Consider the following 21,468-nt stretch of genomic DNA (forward strand, 5'->3'; position numbering starts at 1 on the left):
CTGGTTTTCATTACGTCGGAAATTTTAGGACGAACGAATCGATGCCCGCCCATTTGGAGGGCGAACTCCTTTTAAAAGTTTACACATAATTGATTAATTAAAATTAAAAGCTAAATGGTATTAGCTTTTGACAGCTAAAAAAGACTTTATTGCAATAGCTTCAAAGTCTTCCTAATTTATTTAAATTACTTTTCTAATACTTTCTATTTCCGTTTTTAAATTCCAAGCATTATACTCCCCGCAATTCTTAGTATAACTCTCTTCATTCGTTCAAATGGTCGCTACATGTAAGCGATATCTATTACTAGCACAATAGCATTCGTTCTTTCAGCAAAAATTTAATGGGTATATCTCTAATCTGTGTTTCTAGGTGCTTCCCTAGGGTATTATATTCTATAATTGATTACTCAAAAGTAGCTAACGTAAAATTTTTGAGACTATCGAATTATCTCAATAATCTGCTTGTTTGTATCAAACAGGAAAACCAGTGCTATTAAATAGCTAAATCTGTTAATCGTATTTCCAAATACTAATTACATCGATCCGATTACTCATTCCTTTTCGTTGTTTCAATTTATTTTAGGCATTTTCGATCTGTAAACTTTAAAGGATGAGAACGGCAATTTTATTATTTCTACTATTTCAATTTTTTGCAATTTCGGCACAAGATTCCCAAGGGAACGACTATTATTTTGGAGACAATTTCCATTTTAGCGGTTACTCTACTGATGCCCAGACAATGGTGAGAACTAAAGTGGGGTACATTACTTCTGCAAAATATATCTGGCATATTTTCGACAGCTTCGATAACACAAAAAAGCTACCTGGGAAAGGCTTATCTGCGACTCCCAACTCACCAATAATCCTGGGTATAAAACTAAATCCAAAATTGAAGAATTTTATCTCGCCTGAAGTTCAAAATTTTTCAAAAAAATATAATAGTTATTTTATCCCGGATAGTTCCGATGCAACAATAATCGCTATGGGGATCAATAAAAATAACCATCAGGATTTTATGTACCGCGTTATCGAAAATGATAGCATTGAACTTGTTCCCTGGTCACCGATACCGGCCTTATCAATGAGTTATGGAGCCAAAGAACCCTATGGTGATATTGGAACTTTTAACTTTCCAAATAAACTGATCTTAGTGGAAGTCAAACATCGGAAAGTATACAATATAAGAGATGGTTATATTTTAGATTGGCGGAAAAATGTACGTCCCATTTTAGATCAAATTATCGCCCGTGGAGCTGGTCAATACGGCTATTTTAATCTATTGGACCGTACTTTGAATAAATCCTACATCCAACAATATGATAAGCTTACCGGAGTACCCTTAGATTTGACTTTTAATAAAGACAGCATCTCTTCTCTGAACCTTGAATTTCAAAATCACGAAACGATCCCCTATTCCATCAATTTGATCAAAAAAACAAAAAATATAGTTGACACGATCCTACTAGAATGGTGGACTCAATCCAAACAATTTGAAGTTTCAAACCAATATTTAAATGAAATTGGAGAATATGAGTTATTGATCCATAAAACAGGGAATATCGGCAAATACGGTCCGGATGAGGTTCTGAGGATCCCTTATCGCGTTACACCCGCTCCTAAGCAATTTTCAGCGACATTTTTTTGGTCGACCTTATTTCCAATACTCTGTGTCAGCATCGTAATTATCATCACTATATTTATTCTTGTCCGATATAGAAGCCGCAAACGCTTAAAAAAGCTTGAACAACAAAGACAAGCGCTGATGCTTCAGATACGGAATATCCAGTCCCAATTAAATCCTCACTTTATATTCAATGCAATCAACTCTATACAAAACCTTATTCAAAAAACTGACCAGGAAAGAACCAATTATTATCTGAGCAAATTCTCCTCATTGACCAGGGCCACTCTAGAAAATGCTGAAAGAGAGATGAACACCTTAAATCACGAGTTTCAATTATTGGACGATTACTTACAAATGGAACAATTAAGGTTTGGATTCAAATATGAAATACTAAACAACTTAGAAGTACATGGTGATTTGATCGAAATCCCAAGCTTGTTACTTCAACCAATAGTAGAAAATGCAGTAAAACATGGCATTGCGGCAATAGGCTCCCAAGGAATGATAACCTTATCCGCCCAGCAAGTAGAGCAAGATTTATTTCTCTGCGTTTCCGATAATGGGAAGGGATTTAATGTGAAGATGACAAAACCCACCAGTGGATATGGACTAAGGCTTACTGAGGAACGATTAATCTTGCTGGGCAAGCTTTATCCCGAAAACACTTTTCAGATCCATAGAACATCAAACTCAGGAATTACTAAAATCTGCATTATTATATCCGACTGGATAGCCAAACCCTAATATTATGATAAATTATATAATTGTAGACGATGAAATTAATAACATCGAAATCCTAAAGAGTTATTTGGATAATTATACTGACCTCTTAAAACCTGTCGGCACAGCCGGCAATGCGGACGAAGCGCTTCTATTGATTAAGCAGCAACAGCCCGAATTGGTGTTTTTGGATATTCAAATGCCCGATAAAAGCGGCTTCGACCTGCTCCAAGAACTTGGCAAAAGAAACTTCGAAGTCATCTTCGTTACAGCATACGATAAGTTTGGTATTCAGGCGATCAAGTTTTCAGCGCTGGATTACTTACTAAAACCAATTAATCTTATCGAATTAGAAGCCGCACTATATAAAGCCTCCGAAAAGATTAAGCGTAAAAAACACAATGCTAATCTTGAAAACCTAATACAGAATCTAAACAATGAACAACGCAGTACACATAAAATCGCACTTGCGACCGGAAGGGAAACCCAATATATACCCATTATTAATATCGTTCATTGCCAAGCGGACAATAATTACACTAAAATATATTTTACAGATAACAAATCAATCGTTATTGGTAAAACGTTAAAAGAGTACGACGACATGTTAGCTATTTATGGTTTCATCCGCTCTCATCAAAGTCATCTTGTCAACCCCGAACATGTTGTATCGGTAACTAAAGGCCAAGGGGCCTATCTCATGATGAACAATGGCACACGAATACCTATTGCTCGTCAAAAAAAAGAATATGTATATCAGATTTTAAACAAACACAATAAATCATGAAAGCCTACCTCTTTTATTTTATCACAAGCATCTTCCCTTTAATTGTTTTAGGGCAAAATAAATCGGAACAACCTATCACGCATGCCGAGTACGCACAGCAATATCCCCAAAAAAACCATTCAAAAATTAAGGGATGGGTTATCAATGGAAATTCGACAGATCTAAAAGATATCATTGTAAAGTACGCTGTTGTCAACATTGGAAATCCGATACAATCTACTTACGAAATCGCTCTTGAACAAGATGGATCATTCCTGATTATACTACCCGAAAAGCTTCCAAATCGTCAGATTTGGTTATCATTTGGGAGCTATGCCTATATCTGCCTCTACAGTGATGACGAACTTGTACTCACCTTTGATCTCAATAAATTGAAGAAAAACGCTGTTTACTTCAATGGCGAGGGAGTAACCTTCGCAGGAAAAGATGGAGACAAAAATCGAATTATGAATGATTACATATTATTTAATAAAAAATATAACGCAAATTTCTCAAATAAAATCAATGTATTAGCAACCGAAGACTCCAATTATATGACTATACTGGATAGCTTATTTGCTTTTCAACAAAAAGTTAACCAAGACTTTTACATGGCCTATGACCATACGCAGCAGACATTGATTGACGGGGAGACAAATATGGCATATTATGCAAAAAAATTAAACTATTTATATCGAAATGCTAAACCTGTTCATTCAATAAACGAACTACTCATTCCAGTTTATGCTATCTCAAATAATTCTCATGAATATCTTCAATTTCTGAACAGATATATGGCTTCAGTTGGTTTCAAAGGGACTAAGGAAAAATTTAGTGTTACAAACTTGGCTAAATATTACGACGAGACGCTTCCTCCTACTTACGCTGATCTTGGGAAGCTGCAATTTGACGATAGTGATTTAAAAGAGAAATTTCAGCTATACGAGCTCTTAAAGCCCACCATGCGTTATAATTGGTCGAAAGATTACCTGAATTCGCAAATGACGGACTTAGCAAAAAAAATCAAAGCAATTGACTCCATAAACGTAAAATCATCCATAGATAAAGAAAATTCTTCCCTTGGCAAATCAATACTAAAAACCAAGTCCAATTCTAAGTTATATTTAAACGAACATAAGTCTGGTAAAGAACTCCTAACAGCTTTAAAATCCACTTTTAAAAACAAGCTAGTTGTAATTGATATATGGGCTACATGGTGTATGCCCTGTATTCAAGCGATGCCTTTTGGGAAAAAACTCCAGCTGGAGATTCACGATGCAGGACTTCCCATAGAATTTGTATATCTATGTAGCTCCTCAGGAACAGATGAACAAAAATGGCGGAATAAAGTCCTGGAACTAGATCAGCCTGGAACACATGTTTTTGTCGACTCTAAGGTTATAACTGAAGTAATGAATACTTTTGACAAAACAGGCTTTCCTTCCTATATTTTGCTTGAGCCCAATGGAGCTTATGATTACCATTCCATTCTATCCATGCAAAGTTTGAGTTTGGAGAAATTGAAAAAGAAGCTTTAAGTACAACGAAGCACTTTATACTTCAAATTTTGGCAATCTACCTCCTAAAACAAAAAAGCCTGCAAATTTGATATTTTGCAGGTTTTTCTTTTGTAGCCCGTAGGGGAATCGAACCCCTGTTTCAAGAATGAAAATCTTGCGTCCTAACCCCTAGACGAACGGGCCATTTTTTAATGCAACTCCAAAAGCTTTCTTGTTTTTTGGAGTTGCAAATATAGATCTTAAAATTATTTTTACAAAAATAATTTTAAATATTTTTTAGATGAGATCAAAACCGATATCGCGGCGGAAATACTTTCCTTCAAAATAGATCCTTCCAGCATCTGCTGTTGCCTGTTGAAGAGCCTCAAAAAGAGAGTCTTGTAACGTGGTAACAGCAATCACGCGACCACCAGCGGTGACAACCTTACCATCCAACTCCTTGGTGCCTGCCTGAAATACAATAGATTCCTTGACATTCTCCATATTCACAATTTCCTTTCCGGATTCATAGGTACCAGGGTAACCTCCTGCCACTAACATCACCGTAACTGCTGTTTTTGGCGAGACGGTATAAGAACGTTGGTCTAAATTTCCCTGTGCAACACCTTCTAGCAGATCCAAGAGATCAGACTCAATACGCGGTAATACAGATTCTGTTTCAGGATCGCCCATACGAACATTATATTCAATGACATATGGCTCGCCATCGACATTCATCAAACCGATAAAAATAAAGCCTTTATATGGAATACCATCTTTCTTCAATCCCTCAACAGTTGGTTTGATGATACGTTCTTCTACCTTATTCAAAAATGTCTCATCAGCAAAAGGTACCGGAGAAATGGATCCCATTCCACCTGTATTTAAACCCGTATCTCCCTCTCCTATGCGTTTATAATCCTTCGCAGAAGGCAATACCTTATACGAGTTACCATCAGTCAATACGAATACCGATAGCTCAATTCCTTTTAAAAATTCCTCAACGACGACAACTCGGCTTGCCTCACCAAATTTGGAATCCGCAATCATCGCTTTTAGTTCGGCTTTAGCATCATCAAGCGTTTCACAGATCAAAACACCTTTTCCAGCAGCCAGACCATCGGCTTTAAGCACGATCGGTAGCTTTTGACTTTCTAGATAAACCAGTCCTTCCTCCAAAGAGTCCACATCAAAAGAACGCGATGCAGCAGTAGGTACACCGTGTCTATCCATAAACTGTTTTGAAAAATCTTTTGAGCCTTCTAATTGAGCTCCTTCCTGTTGTGGGCCGATTACCGGAATATCTTTTAAATCTGTACGGTTTAAAAAATAATCATGAATACCTTTTACCAAAGGCTCTTCGGGACCTACGACAACCATTTGTATGGCATTTTCCAAGACAAAGGAAGCGATAGCTTCAAAATCAGTAACTTTAATATTGACATTTTGGCCGTACGCTCCTGTACCAGCGTTGCCTGGAGCTATAAACAATTGACCTAAACGTGGACTTTTCGACAACTTATAGGCGAAGGCAGATTCCCGACCTCCTGAACCGATTATTAGGATATTCATAGCACAAAGATATTTTTTTTATGCTAATTTTCAGGCAAAAGATGGTTCAAAAACAGATTTTAAATTTATTTTTCAGCACAAATGAAGATCGAAGCATCCATACAGATCGTTTAGCAACTCTACCTAGATAATATTTTGATTTATAAGTTGATTAAAGGAAAAATATTTTCTAATTTTCAAGAAACATTGGTCATATGTACGCTAGAATATTGTTGTTAGTCAATTGCCTATTTCTTCCGTTATGGGCCTTTTCTCAAATCGATCAAACATTACAGAAACTGGAGACCTACCGTGAAAATCATGTCACAGAAAAAATTTATCTACATCTAGACAAAAATGACTATTCAGCTGGTGAAAGTATTTGGTTCAAAATGTATTGTACCACGGCGCCCTTCAATTACTTGAGCAACATCAGTAAAATCGCCAATATCGAATTGATCTCTCCAACAAATGACGTCGTTAAAAGTATCAAGATCCCACTCACATTGGGTCTCGGCATTGGCGATCTCAGCCTGTCCGACACACTAGTAGAAGGCACATATAGAATCAGAGCATACACCCGCTGGATGCAAAATGATTCCATATCCAATTTCTATGAGCGTATTATCCCTATTACCAACGGGAGAGCAGATAATGTCATAACCCAAAGCACATTGCTTAAAAATGGAAATGAAAATTTCTTCCAGATCGATCTAAAGACAATTCAGGGAGCGCCTCTAATAAACAGCAGTATAAGCTACACGCTCCAACAAAATGGCCAAAAGGAAAAAACAGGCCGGTTAAAATCCAATGAAAATGGAACAATAGCACTTGAACTCAAAGATAACTTTAAAGGAGGCCTGCTAACATTGCAATTCCTCTCCTTAGACAAAAGACGTGTGCTAAAGAGCTTTACTATCCCGAATCCAAATCAGCAAAACAGTATCCAGATTTTTCCTGAAAGCGGCGAATTTGTAAATAATATCCTAAGCAAAACCGGCGTCAAAGTACTAAGCCCTTCGGGCTTGGGTATTCAATCAAAAATCCAAATCGCAGAAGAAAACCAAGCTCCCTTTATCGAATTTGAAACCAATGTGCTGGGCATGGGAAGTATCCCACTGATTCTAAGCTCCGAAAAAAAATACATGGTCACTGCAGTCTTTTCGGACGGGAGTTCTGTGAGTACAGCACTCCCTCCAGTAGCAGTATCTGGTTATGTGCTCACCGTCAATGCCGGTTTAAAAGACAAGATCGCAGCCCAATTATCCGCCACTAACGATCTGGTCAGCCGAAAAGATGTTTATCTAATTGCCCAATACAATGGAATCGTACTACATGCTGTAAAGCAAAAGTTAAATGGACCGGAGCTCCTGTTCAACATTCCCAAAAAGGATCTTCCTTCGGGAGTGATTCAACTTTCCGTACTGAATGAGGAGATGACTCCCATCATAGAAAGACTTGTCTTTAATTACAATGCTCCTAAAACACTGTTCCCAATAACCCTCCAATTAAACAAGTCCTCCTTTGCTACGAGAGAGCAAGTCATCGCAAGCCTCTCCATTAAAGATGGTAGTAGCGATACCTCAAAAATAGCGGCGCTCTCAGCCGCTGTAGTCAACCGCAGTAAAGTTGATTCCACGACAGATCAATATTATTCTTCGATTGTCTCTGAGCTTCTCCTAAAATCTGATCTCCGTGGTTTTGTAGAGCGCCCCAATTACTATTTTGATGATTTGGATAACATCCGATTTAATGAACTTGACAACCTCATGTTGATCCAAGGTTGGCGTAAACTGGACTGGAAGAATTATCTGAGCGCAACGAATAATCTTTATCGACCGGAAAAAGGCCTCACAATCTCCGGGACCGTCAAGAAAACCGGACGAAAAGCAGTTGTTCCCAATGCTAAAGTGACTTTAGTACCAACCAGCAATATGATGCTGAGTATAGACACAACCACAAATAATGATGGTCGATTTATTTTTGATGACCTACTATTCGCCGATAGCATCAAATTTATCGTAACCGGGAATGGTCAAAAGGAAAAGAACAGGGTTGACATACTTATTGACGAGATCGCAGCTCCTGCTGTTACTGAAAGCAAAGACCAGCCATTGATCGTGAATGATGTCAACAGCAAACTGATCGATCAGCTCAAAGGTAGCCAGCAATTTTTGACTGAACTGGAAGCTGCCGGCATTATTCAAAAAAGTATTAAACTGGAGGAAGTACAGGTTAACAGGGTGCGGACCAATAAAGCGGACAAAAATTCAAGAAATCTCAATGGTCCGGGCCATGCCGATCAGGTCATATCAGCGGAAGATCTATCTACTTGCGCAACCCTGGAGCAATGTCTAGCAGGAAGACTAGTGGGCGTTATCTTCCGAAATGGAGTTCCTTACAGTACCCGCTCGATGGGAATGAACGGTGGTAATCCCATGCAGGTTGTTTTAGATGGGATGTACATCGAGGCGGATCAGCTCAACATGATCAATGTTCAGGACATTGCCAGTATCGAGGTACTGAGGAGCATCGGCAACACCGCAATCTATGGTATGTATGGCGGAAACGGTGTATTGGTCATTACAAGTAAATCCGGAGATGCAATGTCAGCCTCCTATACACCTACAGGGATCGTCACCATTGTGCCTAAAGGACTGCATGTAAATCGCATCTTTTTCAAACCACAATATAACACTACACAAAAACAGGAACTTAAACGTGACCTAAGAACAACCATCGCCTGGGAACCTAATCTAGTGACCGAGAAAAATGGGAAAACCAAATTTGATTTTTTTACTTCCGATGAACCCGGAACCTATAAGATTACAGTCGAAGGCGTTGACATGGAAGGCAAAATTGCCCATCTTGAATATTTAATAGAAGTAAAATCACAATAGCAATCCGAACAAACCGTTATAAATTTAAATAAATTCGTTATGCAGCATATCAAAACCAAAATAGAAGACCATATTTTAAGTATTTTTTTGGATCGGGGAAAGTCCAACGCCATCGATACACAGTTATTAAAAGAGCTGATAGAGACCCTCGAATCTAATCAGGCTAACGATGCTGTGCGCGGAGCGATTCTTATCGGTAAGGAGAACTTTTTTAGCGCAGGTCTTGACCTGATCACCTTAATTGATTATGATGAGGATCAAATCCGGGAATTCTGGAATCTTTTTTTGGAGGCCACTTCCCTACTGGCATCTTTCCCGAAACCGATAGTCGCCGCCATATCGGGCCATAGTCCGGCTGGAGGTTGTGTATTCGCCCTATGCTGCGATTATAGGATTATGGCTGAAGGGAATTTCGTGATAGGACTCAATGAAATACCAGTGGGGCTTATCGTACCTGAAAGTATCTTCCAACTTTATGCTTTCTGGATCGGGAAAAGACATGCTTATCAGAATCTGCTCGAAGGAAAACTGCTCTCGCCGCTTGAAGCAAAATCACAGGGCTTGGTCGACGAAGTTGTACCGGCAGATATACTATTTAATACCGCATCGAAGAAAATAAAACAGATCGCACAGTTTAATCAAAAAACCTGGCAAACTTCTAAACTAAACTTCCGAAAAGAAATAATTCTTAAATTGCGTGAAAATAGAGAAGAGACGATTCAGGCTATTCTCGAACAATGGTGGCTACCGTCAACACGGTCTATATTAAAGTCGATCATCGAAAATTTGACTTCAAAAAAATAATATTTAATAAACGAAAATAACATGAGAAATCTCTTTTTCTTTGTTCTTATCTGTCTCTCCATAGGTGTGGTTTCCTGTAGAAACAATAAAAAGGAAGACAAGGCAGTCAAAATTGCCCAGGACTCTATTCCATTGGATACGATAAGTAAACCGGACACGGTCGAGAAAGAAATAAAGAAAGAGGATACGGAAACGCTGGAAGAAGTACTGGAAAAAATTGCCAAAGCATATACTGAACAAGACAGTAAAACGATCAATAACTATATACATCCAAAATTAGGGATCTATATCATCTATCGTCCGGGAGCATTGGATTCGTATGTGCATCAAAATAGTTTTAATTTTTCCAAACCGGTCCCAGAATATCATTCGTATGAAAAACTGAGTTACAAAGGACCGTTAAAAGCAGGAAAGCTCCCTGCTTTTGACTGTGGAACAATGAAATGGGATAAGTTAGGCTTTTTTTATGATAAGAAGTCCCGTCCGAATGAACTGTCACAAACGGCTAAATTCATGAACGAGATTTTAGATGCAAAAATTAATCGGACCGAATTGCAGCGGCTGAGAAATATAGAAGCCAGAAGCTATCGTGCGATCATGACGTCCAATGAAAGCGAAGAGCCTTTTGTTTTTCATGTAACAAAAGAAGGAGAAAAATGGTATATTACAGTTATAGACCGCGCGTATGCAGGTTGTGATGCATAAAAAGATTTTTTACATTTAGCCATTTTTAAGAGCATGGGAAATTTAGATAAAGACATACAAAAGAAAATCGACGATTGGTTAACCTCCAATTATGATGAGGAAACAAGAACCTCCGTCCAGAAATTAATAGATGATCAGGCAGAGACAGAACTTATTGATTCATTCTACAAGGATCTTGAATTTGGAACAGGAGGTTTAAGAGGGATTATGGGTGTAGGATCCAACCGTATGAATAAGTACACGATTGGGAAAGCGACCCAGGGATTATCAAACTATCTAAAAAAACAGTTTCCCAACGAGGAAATAAAAGTAGCTGTATCCTACGATAGCCGCAATAACTCACAATCCTTTGGTCAGCTTGTTGCCCAAGTATTTGCCGCAAATGGTATAAAGGTTTATCTTTTCAATGAACTACGCCCTACTCCGATGCTCTCTTTTGCTATCCGTCATTTTGGCTGCAAAAGCGGGGTCATGTTAACAGCTTCACATAATCCCAAAGAATACAACGGCTATAAAGCTTATTGGAACGATGGGTGTCAATTGACGGCTCCCCATGATAAAAACGTGATCGATGAAGTCAATGCAATTGCCAGCGTAAACGACATCCGATTTGAAGGGAATACCCAAAATATTATTCCGGTTGGCGAGGAAATCGATCCAATTTATATTGAGGCAAATAAAGCATTGCGTATTCATCCAGAGGCTGTACATGCGCAGAAGGATCTAAAAATTGTTTATTCTCCGATCCATGGTACCGGAATTACAATCGTTCCCAAAATGCTTGCTTCCTGGGGCTTTGAAAACGTTACTATTGTCACAGAACAGGCAACTCCAGACGGAAACTTCCCCACTGTGGTTTACCCCAATCCTGAGGAAGAAGATGCTATGGCCTTAGCAAAGAAAAAAGGTGAAGAGATTGATGCGGACCTTGTTTTGGCCACCGACCCTGATGCGGACCGTGTAGGTATTGCTATTAAAAATAGTCAGGGCCAATTTCAATTACTCAATGGTAATCAGATCGGCAGTTTGTTAATCTATTATGTACTAAGTGCAAAAAGTGATTTAAAACAATTGGGCAACAATCCTTATATTGTGAAAACCATTGTAACCAGCAACCTCCAGTCTGATATTGCAGATCATTACAAAGTTACGCATTATGAAACACTGACCGGGTTTAAATACATCGGTGAATTGATGACAAAATTAGGTGATTCAGCTCAATATCTTGCCGGTGGGGAAGAAAGCTATGGCTACTTAGTCGGTGATTTGGTCCGCGATAAAGACGCCCCGAATGCTTGTGCCTTCCTAGCAGAAATGACCGCATATTTTAAGTCAAAAGGCAAGACTGTTTACGAAGTTTTATTAGATATCTACCAGAAATTTGGCTGCTATCAGGAAAAACTGATTTCCTTAACAAAAAAAGGAAAAGCAGGAGCCGAAGAAATTCAGGCCATGATGGCCGGTCTACGCCAAAATCTACCAGCCAAACTCGGAGGAATCGAAGTTAAAGAAATTCGGGACTATGAGCTTTCACAAACGACTGATATGAAAACAGGCAGTAAAAGTGAAATTACCCTTCCAAAATCGGATGTCTTACAGTTTATCACGGTAGATGGTGATGTGATTTCAGCCAGACCTTCGGGTACAGAGCCCAAGATCAAATTCTATTGTTCGGTTAAGGGAACGCTTCAAGATAAAAGTGATTACCTAAGCCTTCAAAAAATATTGGAAGAAAAGGTAGACCGTATGATGAAAGATATTGTTGGTTAAATGGAGAAGTGGAAACAATTATCATCTGAATATATCTGTAAGGAGCCATGGGCAACGTTACGCAGAGATACCTGCGAGCTCCCCGACGGACGCATCAATGACCATTATTATGTACTAGAATATCCGGATTGGGTTAATATGGTCGGCATTACCGAGAAAAATGAGCTATTGGTGATCCAACAATACCGTCATGGTGCCGGTATGATTTCATTGGAAATTCCGGCCGGGACAATGGAACCGGGAGAAAATCCAAAAGATGCCGCAATCCGGGAAATGCTCGAAGAAACGGGATATCAGTTCGATAACATTGAAGAGATTGCGAGCCTTTATGCCAACCCCGCAACAAGTGGCAACGTTACATATACCTATCTGATGACAGGTGGACGTAAAGTGCAGGAACAGGAACTGGATGAACACGAGGAAATCGAAGTATTCCTTATCCCACTTGAAGAAGCAAAAACAATGCTGCTGGAGAATAAATTTAGCCAAGCACTACATAGTAGCGCTTTATTCTATGCTTTTAATAAATTAGGCTTGTTATAAAACAAGCCTAATTTTATTCTGTTTTTTCCTTTCATACTTTAATTTTCACTAGACTTTTGATTTTTGTACCTTTGTGCTATGGCAAGAGAAATTTTTGAAACCAAGCGAAAGGCCCTGAAAATAAATCTAAATCCTGAGATTTACGGAACCTTCGCTGAGATCGGTGCTGGACAGGAAGTCGCACGTAATTTTTTCAATGCAGGGGCTGCTTCCGGCACAATTGCAAAAACAATGTCAGCGTATGACATGGCATTCAGTGATGCGATTTACGGCGAGGAAGAGGATGGCAGATATGTCAGCAGAACCCGCTTACAAAAAATGCTTTCTCATGAATTTGATTTGCTGACGCAACGACTACATGGTGATAAGTATTGCAACAAAAAGTTCTTTGCCTTTGCAGATACTGTTACTACGCTGAACTTCACCAAAACCAATGAGCCTCATGGCTGGATTGGTCTCCGTTTTCAGCACGAAGTCGGTGGCCCCACCAATGATATCATCGTCCATGTCAGGCTTTTGGACAGCGACAATCAGCTGCAACAAAAAGTATTGGGTATTATTGGCGTAAACTTGTTATTTGCGGCTTACTACTATACGGAAAATGTACAGACCATGATTGAATCCCTGGTCGACAATCTATCTGTCGGATCAGTAGAAATTGATCTTGTTAAGTTAAATGGCCCTTTGTTTGAAAATGTCAATCAACGGCTGATCAACTTATACCTAATTGCCAAAGGGTTTGCGAAAGCCGCTATTTTCCAACCAGATGGAAAAGCAGTACAGATCAAGGATTATTTGTACAAAAAGAATATCATCTTGCTACGTACAAAATACCGTCAGAAATCACTTCCTAACTTTGACCTATTTAATCTTGCTGTAGAGCAGTTTAAGAAAAATACGGGAGCAACAGACAAGGATACCATCGTATTGATCGAGGTATTAATGGGAAATGTACTGGAGGATACACATGAAATCACAGATGAAGATCTACAGGAATTTGCATCGAGAGCAGATGAATTATGCGCTACAGGCAATAATATTATTGTCAGCAACTTCCGTAGAAATAACCATCTCGCTGAGTTTATTAGTAACTTTAAACCCAAAAATATCGGAATTGCAACAAACGTTTATAACTTAAAAAACATCTTCAATTCGGACAACTATAACAAAGAGCTTTATACCAACGAGTTATTATCCTACATATCCGGTATGTTCAATAAAAATGTAAAGCTTTATGCTTATCCATATCTATTGAAAAAGGAAAATAAAATCATCACGACGCAAAATATGCCCGTCTCCGAAGAAGCCAAACCGCTATTTGAATTCTTAATTAAAAACGGTTATATCATTGATATTGAAAATTACGACGAGAAGTTTGTAAAAACCGTATAGTGCAAATCTTTGCTATAATTTATAGTCCAATTTCGTTAAATTGGACTATATTTATATCTGAGCCTTATGAAGCAAGAACATGTAATACTAGTCGATTCCAATGACACTGTCATTGGGGGTATGGAGAAATACGAAGCTCACGAAAAGGGCTTGCTGCATCGGGCGTTCAGTGTCTTTTTATTCAATGACATGGGTCAGCTGCTCTTACAGCAAAGGGCCTTAGACAAATATCACTGTGGTGGATTATGGACCAACAGCTGCTGTTCCCATCAACGGCTTGGCGAAAGTAATTTGGAAGCTGCCACACGGCGCCTGATGGAGGAGCTTCGTATAGAAGCATCAGACCTATATGATTCATTTTCATTTGTATACAAAGCCGAGTTTGACAATGGCCTTACAGAGCATGAGTTTGATCATGTACTTATTGGCAAATTCAACGGTGAATCTGATTTTAATGTTGCAGAAGTAGCTGCTATACAATATTTGGATCAACAACAGATTAAAGATGAGATCACGCACTTTCCAGAGAAATTTACCCCTTGGTTCAAAATGATCTATCAACGTGTATTTGAGACCTATTTGGACAAATACAAGAAGTAAGGTATCCCAAAAGCCATGTAGCGATAAAAGCACAGCGACGTCCTCCTTGTAATGGCCAAACTCCATGAATAGCACCATAATAGAAGCTCTAGGGGCCGCTAGCCCTACAAATAAAAAGGAGCAATTCTATCACAAATGCTCCTCTCTTTTTATACCCTCGAGTAGCCAACTATAGATATTTCTTATAGATGGAATACATAATTTTTAGATCGTTTTCACTCAAAAATGCGGTATTCACATCCTGCTGAATATAGTGGATCTTAAACGCCTTTATTGCCGCATCGAGGTTACTGACATCGTATCCAATGATACGCAATGCCATTTTGGGGTTAAAGTCAACAGGCGGTGTTTCTAAAAATTCCTCATACCAATAACCAAATCCCTGATCGGCCAACTTTTTCCAAGGGAACCGTGAGGGATCATTTTTACGTGAAGGTGCCAGATCCATATGCCCGATGAAATTTGCCTGTGGAATCTTATAGGTATTTTTCAAATAGTTCAGCAGCTGAATCAACGCATTTATCTGTGCATCCGTCCAGGGGTCGGTCGTCCCATTATTATCCAGTTCAATACCTATCGATGCGGAGTTCAGATCAGTATCATTCCCCCATTTACCCAGACCTGCATGATGAGCCCGGTATAGATCATTTACCATCTGCACCACCTTACCATCCCGTCCCACAACATAATGTGAACTTACACCGGCTTTCGCAGAGTGAAAGGTACGGATTGTCTGTCCCAGAGAATCTTGCGCTGTATGGTGAATGACCACAAAATTAGGCTTCCGGATACCGAAATTGATAGAGGCAATCCATTGTTGATCTTTCACATTTACTTTTTCCAGCTGTCCGGATACCGGAGATTGCCGATACAAATTAGCGAACTCTTTTGCCTGTTTCTTATATACTTTCTCCGTTTTAGCATATTTATTGCCTGCACAAGATGTAATCAATGCTGCAATAATAAAAAGATTGAATCGTGATGTTATCCTCATATCGAAATGTTTCTGTACAAATATACCTCCAAAATAGGATATGAATGTGATTATACGCTAAAATGATACAATAATCTTCTTTTTCTAAAGCAAAACAGGGAAATGCCAAATGTTCCTGATTGGTCTACTGCACACGAGTAGCTGATCATCAAAAAAGTCCAGATGGAGTATCTGGACTTTTTGAGAACGATGTAACGTATTGATATTTTATTTTAAAGCGCTTACGTTCAATTTACCCATGAATGCTTTCAGCTCATCCAAACTATAGCCATTACCTCTTAATGTGATCAAATAACGGTCTTTTTCGAGATAGCTTATTTCGGAGCTCTTTGGTGTCGAACCTTCCACGCCTTTATTGTCCATTGTTTTTGCACGCTTTCCTTCAAAATCACCTGTTTTCTCTACTTCTGTGTCCGTAATATTTTCAGAATCGACCATAAAACCCATCTGAGCGAGACTTACAATAGCCGAAGCGTTCTCACCTGCACCGTCAATAATGTTGATTTTAATGTCCTTTTGATCATCCACGGTATACGTTGCCTCGCCAGAAATGACACTGACACCGTACATAGAGCCCGCAGAATAAGATGTTCTTTTCAAACCGTCTAAACTTTCCGGAAGAAATGCTTTTAATTCCTCCGAACTCAATGGTTTTTCAGCTTTTAGTTTAGTCTGGAGTTCTTCCATTTTCTTTGCTCCATCAGTCAGGTTATCCAGATTAGATACTCCTTTAACCACATCGGAGATCCCTGCACTCGTTTCATTATCATCCGCCGCACCATCCTGGGATTCGTTACGGTTACCGCAACCTGCGATCAAAATAGCCGCGCTCAATAAGAGGGACATTAAACTCAATTGTCTTTTCATGATTATCAGTTTTTTAGATAAAACGTCAGAAAGATAAAAAAATGATTTTACAGGCGCAACTATTTAAAATATAGCCGTAAAATAGTCCCACTTGTTTTTCCCGAACCTATCAGAACCGATCTAATAAGCTATGAGGCCATCATGCTTACGTCCTTTTTCGCATCTATTCTTTTCGTTTACCTTTTCCAAATTCTAAGTAAAAAAAAAAGCCCCCGTAATACGGAGGCTCTATTGTAATATTATTTTCCAAGGTTGTTACGCCTCAGCATATTCTTCGATCGAAGGACATGAGCAGATCAATGTACGATCTCCCTGAGAGTCGTTTACGCGACCTACAGACGGCCAGAACTTACGCTCTCTTACGTACTCCAAAGGATAAGCCGCAGTCTGACGACTGTAAGGTCTATCCCACTCATCTGCAGTAACTACTGCTGCTGTATGCGGAGCATGCTTCAATACGTTATTTGCTTGTTCTGCTTCGCCCGATTCAACCGCAGCAATTTCCTGACGAATTGCAACTAATGCATCACAGAAACGATCCAATTCAGCTTTCGATTCCGACTCCGTTGGTTCAACCATCAATGTACCAGCCACAGGGAAAGAAACTGTCGGTGCATGGAAACCGTAGTCCATCAAACGTTTTGCGATATCAGCAACTTCGATACCTACATTTTTGAAACCGCGGCAATCTAAGATCATCTCATGCGCACAACGTCCGTTGCTACCAGAATAAAGTACTGGGTAAGCATTCTCCAAACGCGCTTTAATATAGTTTGCATTCAATATTGCTGTACGTGTAGCATTAGTCAAGCCTTCACCACCCATCATCGAAATATAAGCGTGGGAGATAATTAAGATTGATGCTGAGCCAAATGGGGCCGCCGAAACAGCTGTAATTCCTTCTTCTCCTGAAGTAGAAACAACTTGATGGTTTGGCAAGAAAGGCACCAAGTGTTTAGCAACACCGATCGGCCCCATACCTGGACCACCACCACCATGTGGAATACAGAACGTTTTGTGCAAGTTTAAGTGACAAACGTCAGCACCAATATGACCTGGGCTAGTCAAGCCTACCTGAGCATTCATGTTAGCACCATCCATATATACCTGACCACCATTGGCGTGAATGATTTCACACACTTCAATGATAGATTCTTCAAATACACCATGTGTAGATGGATAAGTCACCATTAATGAGTTCAGATGAGCAGCATGCTCTTCCGCTTTAGCTCTCAAATCTGGGATATCAATGTTTCCAAGTTCGTCACATTTCACGACCACCACTTTCAGACCAGCCATTGAAGCCGATGCAGGGTTTGTACCATGTGCAGAAGCTGGAATCAAACAGATGTTACGGCCATGATCGCCACGGCTCTCATGATACGCACGGATAACCATTAGACCGGCATATTCGCCTTGTGCTCCTGAATTAGGCTGGAAGCTCATTTTAGCAAAACCTGTGATCTCTGATAACCAATCATTCAATTCACCGATCATCTGCATATAGCCGGAAGTTTGGTCAGCTGGCGCAAATGGATGTAATCCACCAAACCTCGCCCAGGTAACAGGGGTCATTTCAGCTGTCGCATTCAATTTCATTGTACATGAACCCAATGGGATCATCGAATGACACAACGACAAATCTTTCGCTTCCAACGATTTAATATAGCGTAACATCTCATGTTCTGAATGGTAGCTATTAAAGTTTGGATGCGTTAAGTAAGCTGAGGTACGGACCAGTTCAGCAGGGATTGAGGAGCCAACATTTTCTTCTAATGTATCAAAATCTACATCGTTCAATGTTTTGCCCTGAATTTTTGCAAACACTTTTACGATTGTTTTGATATCCTCGTATGTTGTTGTTTCATCGATAGCGATAGAAACTTGTGAACCATTGTAGTAGAAGTTCAACTCATTATTCAACGCTTCGGATTTTAATGCCCCCGCATGCGCGCCTAAATCTACACGTAGTGTATCAAAGTAAGCGTTATTCAATTGAGTATACCCCAAAGACTGTAAAGCCTGATCCAATAGATTGGCTAATGCATTGATACGGGATGCAATATTTTTGATTCCTTCTGGGCCATGGTAAACAGCGTAGAAAGAAGCCATAATAGCCAATAAAGCCTGTGCTGTACAGATATTCGAAGATGCTTTATCACGACGGATATGTTGCTCACGAGTTTGTAAAGCCATACGTAAAGCGTATTTTCCATTCGAATCAGAAGTTACACCAATGATACGTCCTGGAATATTACGTTTGAAACTATCACGTGTAGCGAAGAATGCCGCATGAGGACCACCGAATCCCATAGGGACACCAAAACGTTGGGAGTTACCGACAACAACATCTGCACCCCATTCTCCTGGAGGAGTCAATAAGGCTAAACTCATCAGATCCGCAGCAGCACATACTGTAATATTTTTACTGTGAGCAGCTTCAGCAAATGATTTGTAGTCAACGATCGATCCGTCTGCTGCCGGGTATTGTACAAATGCAGCAAAAACATCATCTGTCAATTCGGACTCTTGAATAGCTGTGATTTTAAGTTCGATACCGAAAGAAAGCGCGCGCGTCTTTAATACGTCAATCGTCTGTGGATAAGCATTTTCAGAAACCAAAAATACATTCGCATCTTTGTTTTTACGTGCTGAGTAAAGCATAAACATCGCTTCAGCAGCAGCTGTAGCTTCATCCAATAATGAAGCGTTTGCAATTTCCAATCCAGTAAAATCAGAAATAACAGTCTGGAAGTTTAACAGTGCCTGTAAACGACCTTGTGCAATTTCTGCTTGGTAAGGAGTATATTGTGTATACCATCCCGGATTTTCAAACACATTACGTTGAATTACACCCGGAAGGATCACGTCATAATATCCTTGACCAATAAAAGATTTAAAAACTTTATTTTTCTCTGCGATTTCCGCTATGCGCTTTAAATAAGCAACCTCAGACAATGCTTTTGGAAGATTTAAAGGTTTTGGAGCGCGGATTTGAGAAGGGACCGTTTGGTCGATTAGCTGGTCAATTGACGTTACGCCCAATTTGGCCAACATTTCATTCGCTTCAACTGGACTTGGGCCATTGTGGCGATTTTCGAATTTTTCTTGGAAGTGTATATTGCTCATGTGTGCAAAAAGTTAACGCTTATAGACAGTTAGCGACATAACAATTAGGTAATTAACTCTCTTATAAACAGTCGTTTTTTGGATGAGCAAAGATAGCAAAATAAATGACTGAAAACGAAGCAAAAAAGTGGATAAAAAGTCAGTTTTAAGTACAAACGAATGCGCAATCGATTGCCCTCTCCATATTAAAATTCAAATAAAGATAACCAACAGCAACTCACATTAAAAATATACCAATCAATCCAAAGATAGCTTGACATAATGACAAAAAACAAAAGATTATGCTATTAATTTTCCACCCACCTTTTTTCTTTTTAGAGATATTCTTTTTGCAATCGAGCTGATTTTTCAATACATTAGTATAAGTACCAATTGTAAAAGTGATTGCTGACAGAACGAAATTATTCAAAACAAATGTCACGCATATTCCAAAATACGCTGATTCACTCAAAAATATCGAAAAACAGGTATTTTCTCTTTCCTACAGTAGGGCTCATAACGGTAAGAATATCATTTCTTTTTTAACAAATATAAACCAGCGAAGTAACGATTATAAATCATGAGAAAACAGGTAACAGACAGTGTACTCCTCGTAAGACCCTCTGTCTTCCGCAAAAATGAACAGACCGCAGTCAATAATTTTTTCCAAAAGGACATTGAAAATCTAAGCGGCGAAGAAGTAAATAGAGAAGCACAGGGGGAATTTGACGCCCTTGTCAATGAATTAAAATCACACGGTATCCTAGTAACGGTCATCCAGGATGATGAAAAATCCGAAAGCCCAGACAGTATTTTTCCGAACAATATTGTCTCTTTCCATCAGGACGGGAAGATTATCTTTTATCCGATGTTTGCGCCCAACCGCAGAAAAGAACATTTATTGGACTTTGAGGGTCCATTGAAACAAAATGGTTACTATGTAAAGCTAATCAAAGACCTCAGCGAGGCCGAAAATAACAGACAATATTTAGAAGGAACAGGCGCTCTGGTACTCGACCGCACACATCGTATTGCCTATTGTGCACTATCTGAACGGGCGGACCGGGCAATGTTAGACGAATATTGTAGAACAGAAAACTATACTCCTATTGTCTTCCACGCATTTCAGACAGTCAATGGCGAACGCAGACCCATTTATCATACCAATGTGGTATTAGCCGTAGGAGAAGATTTTGCCATCTTATGTCCCACCGCAATTGATCATCAATCGGAGCGCGATACATTAATAAAAAAACTAAAAGAGACCGGAAAAGAAATCATCGAGATCAACGAAAACCAACTGGAAAATTTTGCAGCAAATTGTCTCCAGGTGAGAAATAAATATGGGAACCGTTTTATTGTCCTAAGTGATAAAGCGTTGTCATCATTAACACTGTACCAAACAGCGCAATTGGAAAAACATGGTAAAATCATCCATCAAGATTTACACGTTATTGAAACCTGCGGTGGTGGTAGTGTGCGCCATATGATGGCAGAAGTATTCCTTCCAAAAGAAAAAATGATGAATGCCTAGGCATTCATCACTTCTATAGATAATCAAAAGAGAAAGGACCAAAGTCTTAATGAATTTTGGTCCTTTCTCTTTTGATTTAATGAAGTTTTAA

At 39.2% G+C, this 21,468-nt stretch carries 15 protein-coding genes and 1 tRNA gene; 11 read left to right on the top strand and 5 right to left on the bottom strand.

All coding sequences use genetic code 11. From position 1 onward, the window contains the following. The first annotated feature begins 610 nt into the window (after window positions 1–610). The 3 genes from BWD42_RS13070 to BWD42_RS13080 are packed head-to-tail and all read left to right on the top strand — an operon-like array spanning window position 611 to window position 4,648. Window positions 611–2,368: a sensor histidine kinase gene (locus BWD42_RS13070; RefSeq protein WP_077436817.1), complete on the top strand. Its 1,758-nt coding sequence runs from the start codon at window positions 611–613 to the stop codon at window positions 2,366–2,368. 4 nt (window positions 2,369–2,372) lie between these two features. Continuing rightward, a complete protein-coding gene (locus BWD42_RS13075; protein ID WP_077436818.1) occupies window positions 2,373–3,131 on the top strand; it encodes a LytR/AlgR family response regulator transcription factor in 759 nt (252 codons plus the stop codon). Next, complete coding sequence (locus tag BWD42_RS13080; protein WP_077436819.1) at window positions 3,128–4,648, top strand: TlpA family protein disulfide reductase; 1,521 nt, start codon at window positions 3,128–3,130, stop codon at window positions 4,646–4,648. The genes BWD42_RS13075 and BWD42_RS13080 overlap by 4 nt, the downstream gene beginning before the upstream one ends. 93 nt (window positions 4,649–4,741) lie before the next feature. On the opposite strand, the gene BWD42_RS13085 is transcribed toward BWD42_RS13080, so the two are convergent. Beyond that, window positions 4,742–4,813 (bottom strand) — tRNA-Glu (locus tag BWD42_RS13085). Window positions 4,814–4,906: 93 nt separating this feature from the next. Further along, a complete protein-coding gene (purD, locus tag BWD42_RS13090) occupies window positions 4,907–6,181 on the bottom strand; it encodes a phosphoribosylamine--glycine ligase (RefSeq protein WP_077436820.1) in 1,275 nt (424 codons plus the stop codon). A gap of 194 nt (window positions 6,182–6,375) precedes the next feature. Here purD and BWD42_RS13095 point away from each other — a divergent pair, with 194 nt between their 5' ends. From BWD42_RS13095 to idi, 7 genes are all read left to right on the top strand, one after another. After that, the gene (locus BWD42_RS13095; RefSeq protein WP_077436821.1) at window positions 6,376–9,060 is read left to right on the top strand and encodes a carboxypeptidase-like regulatory domain-containing protein; all 2,685 of its coding nucleotides are present in this window, start codon (window positions 6,376–6,378) and stop codon (window positions 9,058–9,060) included. A gap of 39 nt (window positions 9,061–9,099) precedes the next feature. Next, window positions 9,100–9,864 carry an enoyl-CoA hydratase/isomerase family protein gene (locus BWD42_RS13100; protein WP_077436822.1) on the top strand — a complete coding sequence of 255 codons (765 nt, stop codon included), beginning with the start codon at window positions 9,100–9,102 and terminating at the stop codon, window positions 9,862–9,864. Between the two features lie 21 nt (window positions 9,865–9,885). Continuing rightward, on the top strand, window positions 9,886–10,569 hold the full coding sequence (locus BWD42_RS13105) for a hypothetical protein (protein WP_077436823.1): 684 nt from the start codon (window positions 9,886–9,888) through the stop codon (window positions 10,567–10,569). Between the two features lie 33 nt (window positions 10,570–10,602). Continuing rightward, complete coding sequence (locus BWD42_RS13110; RefSeq protein WP_077436824.1) at window positions 10,603–12,339, top strand: phospho-sugar mutase; 1,737 nt, start codon at window positions 10,603–10,605, stop codon at window positions 12,337–12,339. After that, complete coding sequence (locus tag BWD42_RS13115) at window positions 12,340–12,882, top strand: NUDIX hydrolase (RefSeq protein ID WP_077436825.1); 543 nt, start codon at window positions 12,340–12,342, stop codon at window positions 12,880–12,882. It abuts the gene before it with no gap. Between the two features lie 78 nt (window positions 12,883–12,960). Next, window positions 12,961–14,274, top strand: a complete 1,314-nt coding sequence (locus BWD42_RS13120) for a nicotinamide mononucleotide adenylyltransferase (RefSeq protein ID WP_077436826.1) — start codon at window positions 12,961–12,963, stop codon at window positions 14,272–14,274. A 66-nt stretch (window positions 14,275–14,340) separates the two neighbouring features. Next, window positions 14,341–14,874 (top strand): isopentenyl-diphosphate Delta-isomerase, encoded by a 534-nt coding sequence (gene idi, locus BWD42_RS13125; RefSeq protein ID WP_077436827.1) that lies wholly within the window; start codon window positions 14,341–14,343, stop codon window positions 14,872–14,874. Between the two features lie 169 nt (window positions 14,875–15,043). On the opposite strand, the gene BWD42_RS13130 is transcribed toward idi, so the two are convergent. From BWD42_RS13130 to gcvP, 3 genes are all read right to left on the bottom strand, one after another. Further along, window positions 15,044–15,868, bottom strand: coding sequence for an N-acetylmuramoyl-L-alanine amidase (locus BWD42_RS13130; RefSeq protein ID WP_077436828.1), 825 nt, complete (start codon window positions 15,866–15,868; stop codon window positions 15,044–15,046). A gap of 207 nt (window positions 15,869–16,075) precedes the next feature. After that, window positions 16,076–16,735, bottom strand: coding sequence for a hypothetical protein (locus tag BWD42_RS13135; protein WP_077436829.1), 660 nt, complete (start codon window positions 16,733–16,735; stop codon window positions 16,076–16,078). Between the two features lie 255 nt (window positions 16,736–16,990). Continuing rightward, window positions 16,991–19,864 (bottom strand): aminomethyl-transferring glycine dehydrogenase, encoded by a 2,874-nt coding sequence (gcvP, locus tag BWD42_RS13140; protein ID WP_077436830.1) that lies wholly within the window; start codon window positions 19,862–19,864, stop codon window positions 16,991–16,993. Between the two features lie 559 nt (window positions 19,865–20,423). Here gcvP and ctlX point away from each other — a divergent pair. Next, window positions 20,424–21,377: a citrulline utilization hydrolase CtlX gene (gene ctlX / locus BWD42_RS13150; RefSeq protein WP_077436832.1), complete on the top strand. Its 954-nt coding sequence runs from the start codon at window positions 20,424–20,426 to the stop codon at window positions 21,375–21,377. Window positions 21,378–21,468 lie beyond the last annotated feature (91 nt).

The sequence above is a fragment of the Sphingobacterium sp. CZ-UAM genome (genome assembly GCF_002000245.1).
Taxonomy (GTDB): Bacteria; Bacteroidota; Bacteroidia; order Sphingobacteriales; family Sphingobacteriaceae; genus Sphingobacterium.